This is a genomic window from Pirellulales bacterium, assembly GCA_036499395.1.
Lineage (GTDB): Bacteria > Planctomycetota > Planctomycetia > Pirellulales > JACPPG01 > JACPPG01.
The window spans coordinates 1-17,152 of record DASYDW010000089.1; the positions used below are offsets into that span (position 1 = coordinate 1).

At 60.5% G+C, this 17,152-nt stretch carries 12 protein-coding genes and 1 tRNA gene; 8 read left to right on the forward strand and 5 right to left on the reverse strand.

What is annotated here, in order from left to right; genetic code table 11:
• Positions 1-462 precede the first annotated feature (462 nt).
• The 4 genes from VGN12_16415 to VGN12_16430 all read right to left on the reverse strand — a co-directional run bounded on the left by VGN12_16415 (position 463) and on the right by VGN12_16430 (position 3,887).
• Positions 463-744: a hypothetical protein gene (locus tag VGN12_16415; GenBank protein HEY4311037.1), complete on the reverse strand. Its 282-nt coding sequence runs from the start codon at positions 742-744 to the stop codon at positions 463-465.
• Between the two features lie 498 nt (positions 745-1,242).
• The gene (locus VGN12_16420) at positions 1,243-2,541 is read right to left on the reverse strand and encodes a DUF1559 domain-containing protein (GenBank protein ID HEY4311038.1); all 1,299 of its coding nucleotides are present in this window, start codon (positions 2,539-2,541) and stop codon (positions 1,243-1,245) included.
• Between the two features lie 311 nt (positions 2,542-2,852).
• On the reverse strand, positions 2,853-3,383 hold the full coding sequence (locus VGN12_16425; protein ID HEY4311039.1) for a type 1 glutamine amidotransferase domain-containing protein: 531 nt from the start codon (positions 3,381-3,383) through the stop codon (positions 2,853-2,855).
• A gap of 222 nt (positions 3,384-3,605) precedes the next feature.
• Positions 3,606-3,887 carry a hypothetical protein gene (locus tag VGN12_16430; GenBank protein ID HEY4311040.1) on the reverse strand — a complete coding sequence of 94 codons (282 nt, stop codon included), beginning with the start codon at positions 3,885-3,887 and terminating at the stop codon, positions 3,606-3,608.
• 230 nt (positions 3,888-4,117) lie between these two features.
• Between VGN12_16430 and VGN12_16435 the strand changes: the two genes are divergently transcribed.
• The 6 genes from VGN12_16435 (at position 4,118) to VGN12_16460 (ending at position 15,021) form a co-directional block, all read left to right on the forward strand.
• Positions 4,118-5,227, forward strand: coding sequence for a D-TA family PLP-dependent enzyme (locus VGN12_16435; protein HEY4311041.1), 1,110 nt, complete (start codon positions 4,118-4,120; stop codon positions 5,225-5,227).
• A 183-nt stretch (positions 5,228-5,410) separates the two neighbouring features.
• Positions 5,411-7,546: a tetratricopeptide repeat protein gene (locus VGN12_16440; protein HEY4311042.1), complete on the forward strand. Its 2,136-nt coding sequence runs from the start codon at positions 5,411-5,413 to the stop codon at positions 7,544-7,546.
• Entirely contained in the window at positions 7,547-9,688 is a 2,142-nt protein-coding gene (locus VGN12_16445; protein HEY4311043.1) for a tetratricopeptide repeat protein, read from the forward strand.
• A gap of 14 nt (positions 9,689-9,702) precedes the next feature.
• Positions 9,703-11,637 carry a tetratricopeptide repeat protein gene (locus VGN12_16450; protein ID HEY4311044.1) on the forward strand — a complete coding sequence of 645 codons (1,935 nt, stop codon included), beginning with the start codon at positions 9,703-9,705 and terminating at the stop codon, positions 11,635-11,637.
• Between the two features lie 15 nt (positions 11,638-11,652).
• Positions 11,653-14,004, forward strand: coding sequence for a tetratricopeptide repeat protein (locus VGN12_16455; GenBank protein ID HEY4311045.1), 2,352 nt, complete (start codon positions 11,653-11,655; stop codon positions 14,002-14,004).
• 132 nt (positions 14,005-14,136) lie between these two features.
• Entirely contained in the window at positions 14,137-15,021 is an 885-nt protein-coding gene (locus VGN12_16460) for an ATPase domain-containing protein (GenBank protein ID HEY4311046.1), read from the forward strand.
• Between the two features lie 23 nt (positions 15,022-15,044).
• Here VGN12_16460 and VGN12_16465 read toward each other — a convergent pair whose 3' ends face one another.
• Positions 15,045-15,368 (reverse strand): scaffolding protein, encoded by a 324-nt coding sequence (locus VGN12_16465; GenBank protein ID HEY4311047.1) that lies wholly within the window; start codon positions 15,366-15,368, stop codon positions 15,045-15,047.
• A 594-nt stretch (positions 15,369-15,962) separates the two neighbouring features.
• Between VGN12_16465 and lpxA the strand changes: the two genes are divergently transcribed.
• Together lpxA and VGN12_16475 are read left to right on the forward strand one after the other, a co-directional pair.
• The gene (gene lpxA / locus VGN12_16470) at positions 15,963-16,820 is read left to right on the forward strand and encodes an acyl-ACP--UDP-N-acetylglucosamine O-acyltransferase (protein ID HEY4311048.1); all 858 of its coding nucleotides are present in this window, start codon (positions 15,963-15,965) and stop codon (positions 16,818-16,820) included.
• 199 nt (positions 16,821-17,019) lie between these two features.
• Positions 17,020-17,094: transfer RNA gene (locus VGN12_16475), tRNA-Pro, on the forward strand.
• The last annotated feature ends 58 nt before the right edge of the window (positions 17,095-17,152 follow it).

The following is a 17,152-nucleotide window of genomic DNA, read 5'->3' on the forward strand; positions in this document are numbered from 1 at the left end:
CGCATTCTCCGTTTCTAAACGGCCCCAGCCGACTGTCAGCGGCCCACTCTTTCCCTTCCGGGCCAGAAGATTCTTGCCACAGAGTTCACCGAGGCCACAGAGAATTCTCTAGGCACAGTTCCCTAACTTTCTCTTGGTGCCTTTTCGCACTTTTCGTGGCCGGATTTTCTAAGTACTTGTAGGGTGTGTCCGAGACACACCAGTCTTCAGGCCTTCAGGCCTTCAGGCCGCAAAACGTTCACGCCTTCAGCAAATAATCGACGAATGCCGATTGATGAACGATGAGATGACCGATGAATGACGGCCATAAATTTCGGCTGGGTCAAAAACACTATCCCAAAAAGCCGTCACGAACCACACACCAGCCCGAAGCGCCGAGCTAAAGCGTCTTCCCCCACTCATCACTCTGCATTTGCTTCACTGCCCTCTGCCTACGGCCGGTTGCCCACTCCTTCGCTCCGGTCATCCTTGATTCGGTAGATCGCCCGCGAACCCGGCGGTGGTCAATATTTTCTGCTTCACCACGTCCACCAGCTTGATGGCCGCGATGTTGCCGAAGGGAAGGATCACCTTGCGGGCGCCGATCGTGTCGGGCGTGCGCCGCTCGAGGAGCAACAGGGTCTCGGTGGTGAGAAAACCGTCGAAGGGAATCTGCTCTTCGAAGGTCGTAACCAGCACCCCCCGTCGCAACATATCCTTCGGCCACGCCAGAAAAAAATCACGCCAAATCGTACCGGTATCCATACCACCAACACTCCTCATCGTAGGGTGCCCTGTGGGCACCGCATTTGAAATTGACGCGACATGTAGCGCGGCGGGCAACCAGTACGCGATTCAATCCGACGCCCTAAGCAACCGCGTCCAACGCAACGGTCGCCATTATAGGGGAAACGACCGCGGAGCGCCGGCCCAGCGAGCCAAGCGTGAAGACCGAGCCTCGATTGCGGATCACCGCCGAAAAGTGTGCGAAGCGCGGCGCGAAATTGTCGGCGAGATCAACGCCCGATTGCCGAACGTAGCGCATAGTGCAGGCAAGGTAGGCAACCGTTCCGCTGTCGCCCATCCCACGTAGCGTACGCTGTTCGTACCATGAATCCGTCGCGGTGATGCAATCCTCAAACGGATCGCCTGGCGCCCGCAAGGCACCCTACAAAAAAAGGTGGAGGTCTTGCGACCTCCACCTTTCACGTTTGCACAGATTGAATCAACGCTACGCCGCAATCAAGCGGCGACATCACGCAGTTACTGGATATCCAACCCACTGACGACCGAGTTGCGAAATCCGCCGGTGACTGCCTGCGTATTTGTGTAAAAACTAGGCAAAGTATTGTCTTTGGAACTGACAAACGGTAGGCCAGGAGGATTGCACTTCGCGCCATCGGGAGTCATCAGCAAGCAATACACCGTGTAATTGATATTCTCGCTCAGGGTCTGAACGTGACCATCGGCAAATGCTACGACGACGATGCCAGGGTGATTGCTGGAGGGACGTGCGTAGTACATGTCCGTGGCATATCCAACTTCGGTCTGCGGAAGGCCGTTGATGCCACACACCTGCGACGGAGGAACGAATTGAGGCCACCAGACAAACCCAGTAAACGCCTCGGCAGTGAGGAGCGACGGTGCTTGCGGGGTACCGGTCGACAACTTGGTACCGGTGGGACCAACCGGGGCGGTCAAATAGCCATTCGATGTAACCGATGTCGGGAAAGTCGTGCTCGTATCGGTTGTTGGGAACGACGCATTACCAGTCAACAGGTTGGTACTGTTCGCGAGATTCGGGTCGCCATAGCTCGTTTCGTCGTACCAGTTTCTCGCCTCGAGATTTTCCGCCAGCAACAAGGTATTGCTCTTGCCATCCCGAATCGTGTCGTCGGTGTTGCGTGGCAGCGAGCTCTGCTTTCCTTGGGCGACCCAGTTCTGATCCCAGCGACTTACGCAGATGCCGTTAGCAGGACTATCCGGATGAATCAGCGCGGCCTTTGCCGGCTGACTGGAGCCTGGCGACGTCGCGCCGCCTGCATTGTAAGTGTTCCCCCCAATCGATGACGTCGTCGGATATAGGTCCGCTTGTCCCGTGTTCACAACATAGCTTATCGGGGCACTAACGTCTTGAACCGTCAAATCGCTGGGGCAGACAAGCGGTTCGAGATATGGGAAAGACATTAGACTCATATTTGCCCCGCCAATCATCTGCTTCCATTGGTTATAGACCTGCGGCTGCTCCATGTAGGGCAGAATCGCAGTCGTCCAACTGACGGGCACCAATCCAAGGTTGGTTTGCATCGCGTCACGATATCCGGGGTACAGCTTGCGGGCCCCGGTATAGTTCGTGATCGCCAAACTCAAGTTGTGCTGATTGTTCATGCACGTGTTGCGGCGTGCGGCTTCGCGCGCCATCTGCACGGCCGGCAACAACAGCGCCACCAGGGTGCCGATGATGCTGATCACTACCAATAGCTCGACCAGGGTGAAGCCCCGGCGTTCGGGCGTGACGCGCCCGTGCGACAGTCGAGAACCGCGAGCAATACGACGGATCATATAATTACCTCTCTTGTGTCCCCAGCCGACTGGTACGGCGCAGAAAGCACCCCTGGATATGACAATCGTCAGTTTATCAATGCCATCGAGGCGGGACAAGCAATTTGGACAAATTATAATTGCCCTAAAACGTGAGGTAGCAAACGGTTCCTTAATGTTCCCGGCCCCCGTCGAGAACCGACGCGAGTCCCTGCTCGATAAAGCCAGAGATGGTTCCTAAAAGCCCATCCGAAACAGAGAATGCTCTACGAAAATCATCCAAATTGCCAAAACGCATGATCGACCCGACCGGTCCCTCGCGGCACGCATCGCTATCGCTTCCCGCTGACCGCCAAGATCCCGCGGCAGAAGTCCGGCAGATCATCCGGCTTACGGCTGGAGACGAAATGCCGGTCGATGACCACGGAAGCATCCTCCCACTGGGCCCCGGCGTTGACCAGATCGTCTTTGATGCCGGGCGAGCCGGTGACCCGAACGCCCCGATACACGCCCGCCGAAATGGGGATCCAACCCCCGTGGCAGATCGCGGCCACGAGCTTGCCCGCCCCGGCGAATTCGCGCACCAGCGACAGGACCTGCGGGTCGCGGCGCAGCTTATCCGGCATGAAACCGCCAGGAATTACGACGCCGTGGAAGTCTCCGGCCTTCATGTCTGCTATGGCGGCGTCCGACCGGCAGGGATAGCTGTGCTTACCGTGATAGACGCGATCCGCCGCCGGACCGGCCACGGTCACCGCGGCCCCGGCCTCGATCAGCCGCAGCCGGGGGTACCATAGCTCCAGATCCTCATAGATGTCATCGACAAACATCAGGAAACGCTGGCCGGCCAGGGGCTCGCTCATCGTAAAGTCTCGCGGTTCGGGGGCTGCAAATCTCTCTCGCTAGCCGCCGAGTATACCGCACCGTGAGTAGCTGGCGCCGTCGTCGTCAGCCCGCGAATCAGCAGGTCACCAGGTTAGGCGCGGAGCAACACCTGGGAGAAAGCCTGTCGGGCAACAGAATCGCCAGAATGCCATGTGCCGTCGACCGGCGGGCGAATTTCGGCCGGCGTGCGAAACCGACCGTTAATTCAGTTCCGCATCGGTCTGCTGCTGCGAGCCGACATATTTGCAGAGGACGATTTCGAGCCAGATTTCGTCGATCCGGTCGAACGGCTCATAAAGATGTACCGGCACAGGCTCGGCAGCCGGGCTTTGCTCCGCGGCGCCCGAGTGGGCCAGGTCTGGCATCGCAAAGGCCGGTCGCGACGTCTGCCCTGCGCGAGTGGCCCGCTGATAATCGACCGTTCCCGGGCTAAGCGTGCGCCCGTCCAGCGGTCCATGGCAGAGGCGAAAGAATCGCTTCATCGCGATCGCACAGCTCTCGGTGGGTGGCCGTCTGGTTCAGCGGCGATAAGACTGCCGCGGTGCGACGCACCCTCGGCCGCTAATGTTTCGGTCGGCCGGTACAGAGAACTTGAATGAATTTGGGGATTTCATCTCCAACGGCCGGTGCTATCACCGATTCGCGGACCGCGCGCCACAGGCTATGCTGAGTTGAAATCCGCCCCCGATCCGTATCTCGCCCTTTTGCCAGCATGAATCAGCCCTGGTACACGATCGACAATGTTGCCGACCTGATCACGCCCGCCCTGGTCGTTTATCCGGATCGGGTCGACGAGAACTTGCGCCGCATGATTGCCCGCACCGGCGACGTGGCGCGCCTGCGTCCGCACGTGAAAACGCACAAGATGCCAGACGTGGTGCGGCGCAAGCTGGCGTTGGGCATTACGAAATTCAAATGCGCGACGATCGCCGAAGCCGAGATGCTAGCCCAGTGCGGGGCGCCCGACGTGCTGCTGGCCTACCAGCCGGTCGGACCGAACGCGGCGCGAATGGCTCAGTTGGCCGCCACGTTTCCCGCGACACACTTTTCGACCGTGGCCGATGATGCCCAGGCAGTACGAGAACTGTCGGCGGCGGTCGAGGCCGTCGGCGCGACGATCGAAGTCCTGCTCGACCTGGACGTGGGCATGCATCGCAGCGGCATTGCTCCCGGTGAGCAGGCTGTTGACCTCTATCGTCGGATTGCGCTCTCACCTGGGCTCAAGCCTGGTGGGCTGCACGTCTACGACGGTCACATTCGCGCCTCGGACCTGGCCGAGCGTCGAGAAGATGCCGAGACGGCATTTGCCGCGGTGGACAACTTACTGCGCGACCTGGCAATCGCAGGCCTGCCCGTGCCACGCATCGTCAGTGGTGGCACACCAACGTTCCCAGTCTATGCCGGCCACGTGGACCGCGAATGCAGTCCCGGTACGTGCGTGTTTTGGGATCATGCCTACGCCACGCGTTTTCCGGATCTCGACTTCCTGCCAGCGGCGCTCTTGGTGACCCGCGTCATCAGCCGGCCGACGGCGAATCGTTTGTGTCTGGACCTGGGCTATAAGGCGGTCTCACCCGACAATCCCGACCAGCGCGTTCACTTGCTCGATCTGCCCGACGCGAAATCGGTCGTTCACAGCGAAGAGCATCTGGCGATCGAAACCTCGCATGCCGGCGAGTTCGCTGTGGGCGACGTCTTATATGGCGTGCCCTGGCATATATGTCCCACCGTCGCTCTGCACGCGGCGGCCGTTACAATCGTCAATCGTCGCGCAACAGGCGTCTGGCCCGTGGTTGCCCGCGACCGAAAGCTGACCATCTAACCGCGCGGCCGATTCCTAAACTTGTCCCGCCGAAACCAGCGGGTTAGGCTCAGAATTTGGCCGGAAGTCGCCGGCGCGTGGGGCAACGGGCAGTTCCCACGGCAGCATGCGCGCTCGAGCCCGCCAGAGTCTCATCTCGTAATTGTTCGTGGTCGTCCTGACCGTATAGCTGTCGATCGTTCTATGAAGCCTCGCACCAAAGCACATCGCAAGCAGCAGGCCGTCCGGATCAAGCCCGCGACGTACCTACCGGACGCGCCGACTGAACCGCGTTCGCGAAGGGCCGCGGCAGCAGGGCTATTGCTGGCGCTAGTGGTCGTGGCTTACTTGCCAGTCGTTCGCGCCGGCTTCATTTGGGACGACGAGAGCTACGTCGAGAATAACGAGGCGTTGCACACCTTCGACGGACTGCGGCGCATCTGGTTCGATAAATCGACCGAGCGACAGTATTACCCGCTGGTTCACACCACGTTCTGGATCGAATACCACCTGTGGGGCTTGCATCCGCTGGGGTATCACCTGATCAATGTTTCGCTGCACGCGCTGAGTGCCGTGCTGCTGTGGCGACTGCTGGTCCGGCTGCGCGTGCCCGGCGCGTGGCTGGCGGCGGCGCTCTTCGCCGTTCATCCGGTCATGGTCGAAAGCGTGGCCTGGGTGACCGAGCGCAAGAACGTCCTCAGCCTGGCGCTGGCCCTGCTGTCGCTGCACGCCTATCTACGTTTTGCGCCGGCCGACGACGATGGCCGGCTGCAAACTGCTCGACCGCGCGATGCGTGGCGCTGGTATGCGCTGGCGCTGGTCTTGTTCCTGGCAGCACTGTTGAGCAAAACGGTCGTGGCCTCGCTGCCGGCCGTGATCTTGGTGATCTACTGGTGGAAGCGTGGACGGATCACGCCGCAGGATATGCTGCCACTGGTGCCTTTTTTCGCGCTGGGGCTCGGCCTGGGCTTGTTCACCGTGTGGATGGAGAAGCATCACGTCGGCGCGCGCGGCAGCGAGTTCGATTTCACAGTATTCGAACGCATTCTGATCGCGGGGCGGGCTGCCTGGTTCTACGTGGGGAAACTCGTCTGGCCTTATCCACTGGCGTTCTTCTATCCCCGCTTCGCGATCGACGATCACGCGCTTTGGCAATACATCTTCCCACTGACCGCCGTGGCCCTGCTGATCACACTGTGGTGGTATCGCGAAAGAATTGGTCGCGGTCCGCTGGCCGCGGTGCTCGTGTTCGGTGGCGTGCTGGTCCCCGCGCTCGGCTTCTTCAACGTCTATCCGTTCCGCTATTCGTTCGTCGCCGATCATTTTCAATATCATGCCAGTTTGGCGCTTTTTGCCCTGGCCGGTGCCGGCGCGATGATGGCCGCAGCACGGTTGCCGCAGCAATTTCGCGCTGCAGCGCCCGCCGCTGGCGGACTGCTGCTGGCGGTATTGGTGATGCTCAGCTTCAGTCAAGCGCGGACCTATCGCGATTTAGAAACTCTCTATCACGACACCATCGCCAAGAACCCCTCGGGCTGGACCGCTTATTCGAACCTGGCAGTGTACGTCGAAGCGTTAGGCCGCCACGACGAGGCTTATGAGAACTTCAAGAAAGCGGTCGAACTGAATCCCGACGACGAAAAGATGCAAGCCAACATGGGGCACATCTTGCTCAAGCTCGGCGAGCGCGACGGTTTCACCCCTGAGCTGCTGGAAGAAATGATGGGCCATTTTCGCCGCGCCCTGGAAATCGATCCCAACTCGGTGTCGGCGCGGCGCGGTTTGGGGTTCGCGCTTGTACACGCCAACCGGCCGAATGAAGCCATCGAACAATTCTCGCGCACTCTGAAGCTACGGCCCAACGATCCCGATTCTTGGACCGGTCGCGCGGCCGTACTCGGCGCCGCAGGGCAATCGGCTGAGGCCGAAAGATCGTTTCGTCGCGCGCTGGAACTCGATCCCAACTACGTCGAAGCACTGCGCGGACTGGCCATTTTGTGCATGCAGCAAAAACGAACGGCCGAAGCGATTCAGTATCTGGAAAAGGTCGTACAACTGCGCCCCAAGCACCCCGATGCGCAATACGAATTGGCCAACCAGTACGCCCTGCGCAAGAACTTTCAGGGTGCCGCCAACCACTACGCCGTAGCCGTGAGCCTGCGCCCCAAATTTGTCGAAGGCTGGATCCGGCTCGGGGCGGCCTACGGCGACTTGAATCAGTTCGACAAGGCAATCGACTGTTTTCAACAGGCTCTGCTGTTGGACCCCACTTCGGTTCCGGCGCAGGCGAACCTGCAAAAGGCGCAGGAATTGAAAGCCAAGCCAGCGGCGGCACCCTAGATGGCTAGCAAATCAGCGCGACAGGCAGCACAGGCCGCGATCGCCGGCACGGGCCAGGAACCAACCCATAAGGAGTCGGCTCGCAACGCCCAGTCGGCCAGTGACCCGGACGCACAACTCCGCGCATTGGGATTCGGTACCCTGTTGGTCGCGATGGTCGTGGCCACCTATGCCCCGGTATTGTCAGCCGGCTTCATTTGGGACGACGAAGAAAATATCGTCACTAACGGCACGCTGCGCACCGTCGACGGGCTGCGGCAGATGTGGTTCGTACCGCAATCGATTCAGCAATACTACCCGCTGATGTACACGAGCTATTGGCTCGAGTACCACGTGTGGGGCTTGTCGCCGTTTGGCTATCACCTGGTAAACATCTTATTGCACGCCACCGCCGTGCTGCTGTTATGGCGCGTGCTGCTGCGACTGCATGTGCCGGGCGCCTGGCTGGCAGCCGCGATGTTTGCCGTTCATCCGGTGATGGTCGAAAGCGTCGCCTGGGTCACCGAGCGCAAAAACGTGCTCAGCATGTCGCTCGTGCTCGGTTCGCTTTTGTGCTATTCGCGATTTGCATTCCCCGAGGTCCGCGCAACACAAGAAACACGCGACGCAAAGGGCACGGCTTGGTACGCGGCGTCGCTAGTCCTATTTGCGCTCGCGCTCACGGCCAAGACCGTGGTCGTTACGCTGCCGCCGGTGCTGCTGGTGATCCAATGGTGGAAACGCGGGAAGATCGAGCGCCGCGATTGGCTGGCCGTGGCGCCATACTTCGTTCTGTCGATCGCGCTGGGCAGCATCACAACCTGGATGGAGACTTACCATCTCGGCGCGCGCGGCAAGGAGTGGTCCCTGACGCCGCTCGAGAGATTGCTGCTCGCGGGACGCGCCTTGTGGTTTTACGCGACGAAGTTGGTGTGGCCACATCCGCTGGCCTTTTTCTATCCTCGGTTCACGATCGACACGCATGCCTGGTGGCAATACGTGTTTTCCATTGCCGCCATCGCAGTGCCTGGATGTTTGTGGCTGCTGCGCAACCGCATCGGACGTGGTCCACTGGCCGCGGTGTTGATTTACGCGGGCGTTCTCATGCCGATGCTGGGATTTTTCAACATCTATTATGCGATGTATGCCCAGGTGTCGGATCATTTTCAATATCACGCTTGCGTGGCGCTATTGGCACTGGCCGCCGCCGGCATCAGCGCCGCGACGGCACGATTGCAGCCGTCTAATCGTGCAATCGGCCGCGCCGCAATTGGCGTGATGCTGTTCGTGCTGGCTGTGATTTCTTTCCGGCAGACATTCATTTATCACGACTTGGAAACTCTGTACCGAGACACGATCGCGAAGAACCCAAGCGGCACGATCGCTTACTCGAACCTGGGCGTTTATCTCAACGCGCAAGGACGAAACGACGAAGCCATAGCGCTCGCGCGCGAAGTGCTTGCGCTCGACCCGGACGATCCGATCGGCCATGCCAACCTGTCGTTCTTTCTGTTGACGCACGGCAACCGATACGGACTGCAGCCCAACGAGCTGGACGAGATCATCGACCACTTGCGACGTGCGTTATCCACCGCAGAAGACGCCTGGGGGACGATTCCCAACGAGGCACGCCTTCGAACGCAACTGGCAACGGCATTTCTCCGGCAAGGAACGAGCGATGGCTCGAAACCTGAAAAGATCGCCGAGGCGATCGAGCAATTGAGCGCCGCGCTGCAAGTCGAACCAAATTACGTCGACGCCGAACTGAACCTGGCTCTGGCGCTGGCCACGATCGGTCGCGCTGCCGAGGCGGTCGCTCACGCCCAGCGCGCGCTCGATCTTGATCCGCAGAATACCGAGCCGTTGCATCGCACACTTGGACCGGCACTCTCGGCCGAGGCCCACAACGCCCGGGCCGGCGCGTTCGCCGCACACGGAGCATGGCGCGAAGCCGCGGACGAGTACAGCGCCGCCGTCGCGTTGCGACCGGAGTTCGATCGCGCTCTGAACAACCTGGGCGTCATGATGATGAAGCTCGGCGACACAGACCGGGCGATTCATTACTTCCAAGAGGCCGTTCGCCAGAATCCGCAGTACACCGAAGCTCAGGCGAATCTGGAACGTGCCCAAAAATCGCGGAGCGAACCGGCAGCGCCGCAATAGTTTTTAATCGCACAATGAACCCACGCCCCTCATCACCGGCTCGATCGATTGCCAGACGCGATCAGACGCGTCGTCCGGCATCCGCGTCCGCGCCGTCGTGGTGGACATGGCTGGCCGCGGCTGCGCTCGTGGGCCTGGTGTGCATCGCTTACGCGCCCGTCGGCGACGCTGGCTTCATTTGGGACGACGATTCTTATGTGACCAGCAATGCCACGCTTCGATCGCTCGACGGCCTGCACCGCATCTGGTTCGAAATCGGCGCCGTCCCACAGTACTATCCCTTCGTGCATACGACGTTCTGGATCGAATACCATCTTTGGGGCCTGGCGCCGCTGGGTTACCACGTCGTGAACGTCCTGTTGCACGCCGTAAGCGTGCTGTTGTTCTGGCGGCTGCTCTCGCGGTTGAACGTCCCCGGTGCCTGGTGGGCCGCGGCACTCTTCGCCGTGCATCCGGTGATGGTCGAAAGCGTGGCCTGGGTGACCGAACGCAAGAACGTTTTGAGCTTGGCGCTGTCGCTGGGCGCAATGCTCAGTTATCTGCGCTTCGCGCCGCTTGAGAATGAAGAAGTCACTACTACGGGCGCACCACGTCGCGAGGGAACGCGTTGGGCCTGGTACGTACTAGCGCTTGGCTTGTTTCTGGCGGCGCTACTGAGCAAAACCGTCGTCGCGTCGCTGCCGGCCGTGATCCTGGTCATCGTGTGGTGGAAGCGGGGCAAGATCTCGATTCGCGACCTCGTGCCGCTTTTGCCCTTCTTCGTCCTGGGCATCAGTTGCGGATTGTACACGGCCTGGATGGAGAAGCATCACGTCGGGGCCGCCGGGCTGGAATGGAATTTCTCACCGGCGGATCGGGCATTGATCGCGGGGCGTGTGCTGTGGTTTTACGCGGCCAAACTCGTTTGCCCTTATCCGCTTGTGTTCTTCTATCCACGCTTCCACATCGACGATCATGTGTGGTGGCAATACGTGTTCCCGTTGGCGGCCCTGGCGATAGTCGTCGGGCTATGGCTCGCGCGATCGCGCATCGGGCGTGGCCCCTTGGCCGCGGTGCTGATCTTCGGCGGCGTGCTCACCCCCGCGCTGGGCCTGGTCGACGTTTACCCCATGCGCTTCTCGTTCGTGGCCGATCATTTTCAATACCATGCGAGCATCGCACTTTTGACCTTGGCCGTCGCCGCAGTCGTTCATTTCCTTTCGAAGTTGCGGTCCGACCGACAATCGGCCGGCATTGCGGTGGCAGTCGTCGCCATTGCGACGCTCGTCGCACTCTCCATACAGCGATCCGTCGTCTTTCAAAATGTCGACTGGCTGTACCGCGATACGATCGCCAAGAATCCGGCCGGTCCCACGGCCTACGCGAACCTGGCCGTCTATTTAGAATCGATCGAGCGATTTGACGAAGGGCTCGATATGGCGCGAGCCGCCGTGCGATTAGGCCCGGACGAGGCCACGGCGCACAACACGCTGGGTGTCTGCCTGATGCACGTCGCCGAGCGCAACCCGACGTCCACGGCGACCCGCGACGAAGCCATCGGCGAACTCGGCGAAGCCTTGCGATTGTTTCCCGACTATGCTGACGCGCACGTGAATCTGGCCACGGCGTTGCTCGCGGGCGGCCAGGCCGAAGCGGCGAGGCAGCATCTCGAGGCGGCTCTCGCCACCCAGCCGGAACATGCCGACGCCCACAATGTGCTGGGCAACTTATGGTTTGCTGAACGCGATTTTCAAAAAGCGGCCGAGCAATACTCCCTGGCGGTCGCGGCGCGTCCCGAATTCGACCGCGCCTGGAATAATCTGGGTGTGACCTATATGAACCTTGGTGAAACGCCTCGTGCCATCACCTGCTTTCAAGAGGCGGTACGCGTGAACCCCGCTTACGCCAGTGCTCAAACGAATCTTGCTCGCGCTTATCAGGTACTCCAGCAGCAACCCGCGACGCAGTAACAGTACAGCCTTTCGATGTCACGACGATCACCTACATCGCGCCCCGATTCGCCATTGCCCGCGGAGAAGCCGCGCGGTGACGGCGAGACGAACGAGTCGGGCAAGTCGTCGTTGCCGGCTGCCGTGGCGATCGTGTTCCTCGTATTCCTGGCGTATTTTCCTGTTTTCTCGGCGGGCTTCATTTGGGATGACGACGATCACGTCACGAATAACGAGACGTTGCGCAGCGCGGAGGGCTTGCGCGAAATCTGGTTCGTCCCGCGATCGCTGCCGCAGTACTACCCACTCGTACATACGTCGTTCTGGATCGAATATCACCTGTGGGGGCTGGCGCCGCTGGGGTACCACGTCACGAACGTGCTTCTGCACGCGACGAGCGCCGTATTGCTGTGGCGTTTGCTGGTCGCGCTGCAGGTTCGCGGTGCATGGCTCGCCGCGGCGTTATTCGCCGTTCATCCCGTGACCGTCGAAAGTGTGGCCTGGGTCACCGAGCGAAAGAACGTCTTGAGCCTGGCGCTAGCGCTTGGGTCGCTGATCGCTTATTTTCGTTTCGCGCCCGCCGATGATGCCGCATCGAATGCGAAGGAAGCGCACAGCGTCGCGCCTGGGCGCTGGTCGTGGTACGCGCTCGCGCTGTTTTTGTTCACGGGCGCGCTCCTGAGCAAGACCGTCGTCGCCACGCTTCCGGCTGTGATACTCGTGATCGTCTGGTGGAAGCGCGGCCGATTGCAATGGCGCGACGTTCGGCCGCTTGTGCCGTTTTTTGTTCTAGGCATCGGCACGGGGCTCACCACGGCGTGGCTCGAAAGGCATCACGTCGGCGCGATGGGGGATGAGTGGTCACTGAGCCCGATGGATCGCGTTTTGCTCGCGGGGCGTGTGGTGTGGTTCTATGCGGGGAAGCTCGCCTGGGCATATCCGCTGACATTCATCTATCCGCGCTTCACGATTAACGCGCGCGAACTCTGGCAATATTTGTTTCCACTCGCGGCGATTCTCGTGCTTGTGCCACTGTGGCTGGCACGCAAGCAGATCGGCCGCGGCCCACTGGCGGCCGTATTGATCTTCGTCGGCGTGCTGTTTCCGGCACTTGGTTTCTTCGACGTCTATCCATTCCGCTACTCATTCGTCGCTGACCATTTTCAATACCATGCCAGCATCGCGCTCTTTGCCCTGGCGATGGGCTGTATTGCGAGCTATCTCCAGAGGCAATCAATTTCGGTCCAGAAACTAACCGGCAATGTTCTCGGAGTTCTGCTGGTCTTCCTCATGGTCCTTACCGCGCGCCAGACGCGCGTCTATCACGACCTGGAAACGTTGTACCGTGACACGATCGCCAAGAATCCGACGGGTTGGCTCGCGCCGATGAACCTGGCCACGCACCTCGAAGGGCTTGAACGCTACGACGAGGCCTTGGCGTTGGAACGTGACGCCGTAGAACTGAATCCCAACGAGCCGGGCATTCGCGCGAACCTGGGCGCCACACTCTTGAAGACCGGTGAACTGACGGGATTCCAGCCGGGTCAGTTAGAAGAGATCGTTGCCGAATTGAACCAGGCGCTCGCTCTCGGCGCTACGCGCCCTGGCTTGGCGCGCATCGAGCCGGCTATTCACAACAATCTGGCCACGGCGATCGTCAAGCTCGGGCAGCGCGACGGTTTTCAGCCCGGCCAGCTCGAAAGTGCGATTGCCCACCTGCAAGAGGCGCTACGACTCAGTCCCGATTTCGTCGGCGCGCACAATAACCTCGCCTCAACGTTGATTCTTGTGGGCCAAGCCCCCGCAGCAATCGAACATCTGTCGCGCTCACTCGAACTCGAACCCGAGAATCCGGACACGCTGGCCAGCATGGGCAGCGTTCTGGCCGCCGAGGGGCGCGCAGCGGATGCACAGACGTACTTCGCCCGCGCTCTGGCGATCAAGCCCGAGAATGCGGCAGCCAACTACGGCCTGGCACTGTTGCTGATCAGCGAAAACAAATCGGACGACGCGCTCCAGCATCTCGATCGAGCGCGCGCCGCCGATCCACGACTGGCCGAGGTCTATTATGCGACGGCCGGGATCTTCGCCGCGCGCGAACAATGGCAGCAGGCCGCCGATGAATACATGGCCGCCGTACAATTGCGGCCGGGCTACGATCGCGCCTGGAACAATCTTGGCGTGATAATGATCAAGCTGGGCCAGATCGACCGGGCCATCGAAAGCTTTCAAAACGCGGTTCGTGTCAATCCAAACTATGCCGAGGCGACCGCGAACCTGGAGGGGGCTCGGCAGGTCAAAGAGCAAAGCAACAGCGTCAGCCCGTCGTCTTCAAAGTCCAATGACCAGCGGCCGCGTGATGAACAATCGCCTGCGAAGACCCCCTAATTCGAGCCATGCTGCGAGTCTGACTGGTGACCACTCGGTGTCGGCCAACAATCGTAAATGCTGTGCGTCGCAAAAACGTCACGTCGTAAAACGCAAAACAATGCCCTGCCAACGATCAAGGACCACGCATCGATGAGCGCCCCTGAACGACTTTCTACCGGTGTCCCCGGTTTGGACGAACTTCTCGGCGGCGGGTTGCTGCCAGGCACGCTGACCGTGGCTTCAGGGGCGACTGGCATTGGCAAAACGCAACTCGGCCTGCAGTTTGCCAACGCTGGTCAGGCCCAGGAACAGCGGCGCGGCATCATCTTCGACATGTGCTCGCGCGGTGACAGTCAGAACCATGCCGATTACGCGCAGCGCATGTTCGACTGGCGCTTGACCGAAACCGATGCCAGCCGCGCGCCCGACCTGACTCGTTTTTTCGATTCACTCGACAACCTGGGCGATTATTTACGCGTCTTCGAGTATCACGGGCGGCGAGTCACGCGCGCCGACATGGAATTCGAAGCCTGGCAGGATTGGCAAGGCGAGTTGTCGCGCAAGCTGTCGGCCGCGATCGCGTTCTTCTACGGTAACTTCCTGCGCGGGGTGCGACGCACGGTCATCGACGGCGTGGAACCAGTTGGCCGCGCCAGCGAATCGATTCAGTTCGATCTTTTCGAGTACGTGTATCACCAGGTTTTGCGAAAAGATCCCGAATGGGTCGCCCGCGATCTGTTCCGCGAACGCTTTCGCGAAAACTCCGCGCGCATCGCCTCGGCCACGTATGACAACAAACTCATTGGCTGCCTGCTGCTCTATACATCCCCCGAAGTCATGCTCGAGGAACTGGCCGCCCGACCGATTGAAGAAGGCGATGTGTTGTCGAACGCCAACACAGTCATCTATTTCGGTAAGATTCGCAGCGGCAATCGCCTCAGCCGCGCGCTGTACATCGCCAAACATCGCGGCAGTGCCTGTACCGACGAGATCGTTCCCTACACGATCGACGATCGCGGGCTGCACGTCGGCTAGCTTCGAATGCTCATTGACGACTGTCAGTGATGGTGATGCCCCTGGATCGTCCGGGCGCGGGCCATGGCGTCCTCGGCTTCGGGGATTTTGCCGGCGCGTTGATAGGTCACGCTCAATGCCGTAAAGCTGAAGGCATCGTTCGGTTCCAGTTCGCAGGTACGCAGCGCGTGCTTCACGGCGTCCTCGTGGCGACGTAGGCGCGTGCAAACGACGGCCATCGCCGAATGGGCCAACGCATAACTCGAATCCTGCGCGATCAGCTCGTCGAGCTTCTTGGCCGCCCCTTCCAGGTCACCGGCGTCTTTCAGTTTCTCGGCCTCGCCATACAGCTCTTCGTTCGTTGCCATGACTCGATTGATCTCCGCAGAAGTTAAGATTTTCGGTGCTGAATCCACGATCGTCGCCCCTGGAAGAAAGCGACGCTCGGGCGTATTGCTAGCGGCGAGTGTAACCCATGCACGCCCCGGTTCGAAGGCTCCACGCTGTAAAGATTTACCGCCTGCGTCCCCTGTAATGGGGCAAACGCCACGAGCGGGTCGACGGCAATGCTCTTTTTTTCTCGCCAGCGTTCGGGCCGCCCCTTTTTGAAGGACTTGCAATGCGGTGATAGCAGCCCCGCAGAGTCGGCCTGATTTTTCCTATCCTTTCCCGCGGAAGGTTCCGGCTGCCGGGCGACGGCCGTAGCGCGCGCCTCGAACCCCTCTCGAGCGAATCGGTCAGGCGTTCCTGGCAAGATCGAGAACCTGGCGCGGCGGACTCGCACGGTATTGAACCGACCTTCGGTACGAACCGATATGTTACCGTGGACGGAGTTACCGTCACGGTCGAAACAGTTTCTCGCCCTTGGTCCCGCCCGCCGTCAAGTTCCTATCGCCAGTATCACACGTCGCCAGTATCCCGCCGGCTTCCGCCGCGCCTTCTCCCTGCCGAGGCTCACACAGGTGAAGATCCACCCGCTCGCCGTTGTCCATCCTTCCGCAAAACTTGGGCACAACGTCACCATCGGTCCGTTCGCGGTCGTCGAAGCCAACGTGGCGATCGGGCACGACTGCATTCTCGAATCGCACGTCGTCATCAAAGAAGGTTCGACTCTCGGTGACAGTAATCATGTTTTCGAAGGCGCCGTGATCGGCGGCCTTCCCCAGCATGTGCGCATGCCCGAGCATCCCGGCGGCACGGTCATCGGGTCGGGCAATACAATTCGCGAAAATGTGACCGTGCATCGTGCTATGGAAGATGGCCACCTGACGATCGTCGGCAACAGCAATCTATTGATGGCCTGCTCGCACGTCGCGCACGATTGCCATATCGGCCACAACGTGATTTTCGCCAACAACTGCATGTTGGCCGGTCATGTCACGGTCGAAGACCGCGCCTTTGTCTCGGGCGGAGTGGCCGTGCATCAGTTCTGCCGCATCGGCCGTATGGCGATGGTGGGCGGACAGGCGCGCGTCGTAAAGGATGTCCCGCCCTTTGTGACGATCGACGGCGCCAGCAACTTTGTTGTCGGACTCAACACGATCGGCCTGCGGCGCAATGGTGCCACGACCGCCGAGATCACCGAGATCAAGTCCGCCTATCGCTTAATCTATCGCAGCGGACTGAAATGGAACGAAATTGTCGACCGCCTGGGTCGCGAGTTCCGCCAGGGCACCGTCGCCCATTTCTACGAGTTCATCGTCGGCACGCAACGGGGCATCACGCAAGAACGCCGCATGCCCCCTGGCGCCACGATCAAGCTTCCCGACGTTGCCGCCCCGGCCGAAGCAGCCCCCGCGTCCCGCGCTCTGGCCGGTTAACCGCGCGGGTGGATAGCGAGGAGGGATGGTTCGCAGCGAGGGACTTTCCCGCGGCTAAACCATCTGCTGCGACCGCATCACAGCCGGCTGATTCCGGCCCAGTGCCAGCGGCGTTGAAAACAGCCGACGAATGTGGGATACTCGCGAACCCGACACGGCTGCCGCGAAACGGCAGACGTTGTCCAAAAACACACGCACACGGGGCGTGGCGCAGCCTGGCTAGCGCGCTTGACTGGGGGTCAAGAGGTCGCAGGTTCAAATCCTGTCGCCCCGATTTCCGAAGGCTTTTCATATCAAGCATTTGCGGCAAGCGTTGAAACTCGCCTCTTTTG

What these genes read in the sequence shown, in the direction of transcription:
- VGN12_16415 (HEY4311037.1), bottom strand. Translation starts at nt 744, where the DNA reads ATGGATACCGGTACGATTTGGCGTGATTTTTTTCTGGCGTGGCCGAAG.
- VGN12_16420 (HEY4311038.1), bottom strand. Translation starts at nt 2,541, where the DNA reads ATGATCCGTCGTATTGCTCGCGGTTCTCGACTGTCGCACGGGCGCGTC.
- VGN12_16425 (HEY4311039.1), bottom strand. Translation starts at nt 3,383, where the DNA reads ATGAGCGAGCCCCTGGCCGGCCAGCGTTTCCTGATGTTTGTCGATGAC.
- VGN12_16430 (HEY4311040.1), bottom strand. Translation starts at nt 3,887, where the DNA reads ATGAAGCGATTCTTTCGCCTCTGCCATGGACCGCTGGACGGGCGCACG.
- VGN12_16435 (HEY4311041.1), top strand. Translation starts at nt 4,118, where the DNA reads ATGAATCAGCCCTGGTACACGATCGACAATGTTGCCGACCTGATCACG.
- VGN12_16440 (HEY4311042.1), top strand. Translation starts at nt 5,411, where the DNA reads ATGAAGCCTCGCACCAAAGCACATCGCAAGCAGCAGGCCGTCCGGATC.
- VGN12_16445 (HEY4311043.1), top strand. Translation starts at nt 7,547, where the DNA reads ATGGCTAGCAAATCAGCGCGACAGGCAGCACAGGCCGCGATCGCCGGC.
- VGN12_16450 (HEY4311044.1), top strand. Translation starts at nt 9,703, where the DNA reads ATGAACCCACGCCCCTCATCACCGGCTCGATCGATTGCCAGACGCGAT.
- VGN12_16455 (HEY4311045.1), top strand. Translation starts at nt 11,653, where the DNA reads ATGTCACGACGATCACCTACATCGCGCCCCGATTCGCCATTGCCCGCG.
- VGN12_16460 (HEY4311046.1), top strand. Translation starts at nt 14,137, where the DNA reads ATGAGCGCCCCTGAACGACTTTCTACCGGTGTCCCCGGTTTGGACGAA.
- VGN12_16465 (HEY4311047.1), bottom strand. Translation starts at nt 15,368, where the DNA reads ATGGCAACGAACGAAGAGCTGTATGGCGAGGCCGAGAAACTGAAAGAC.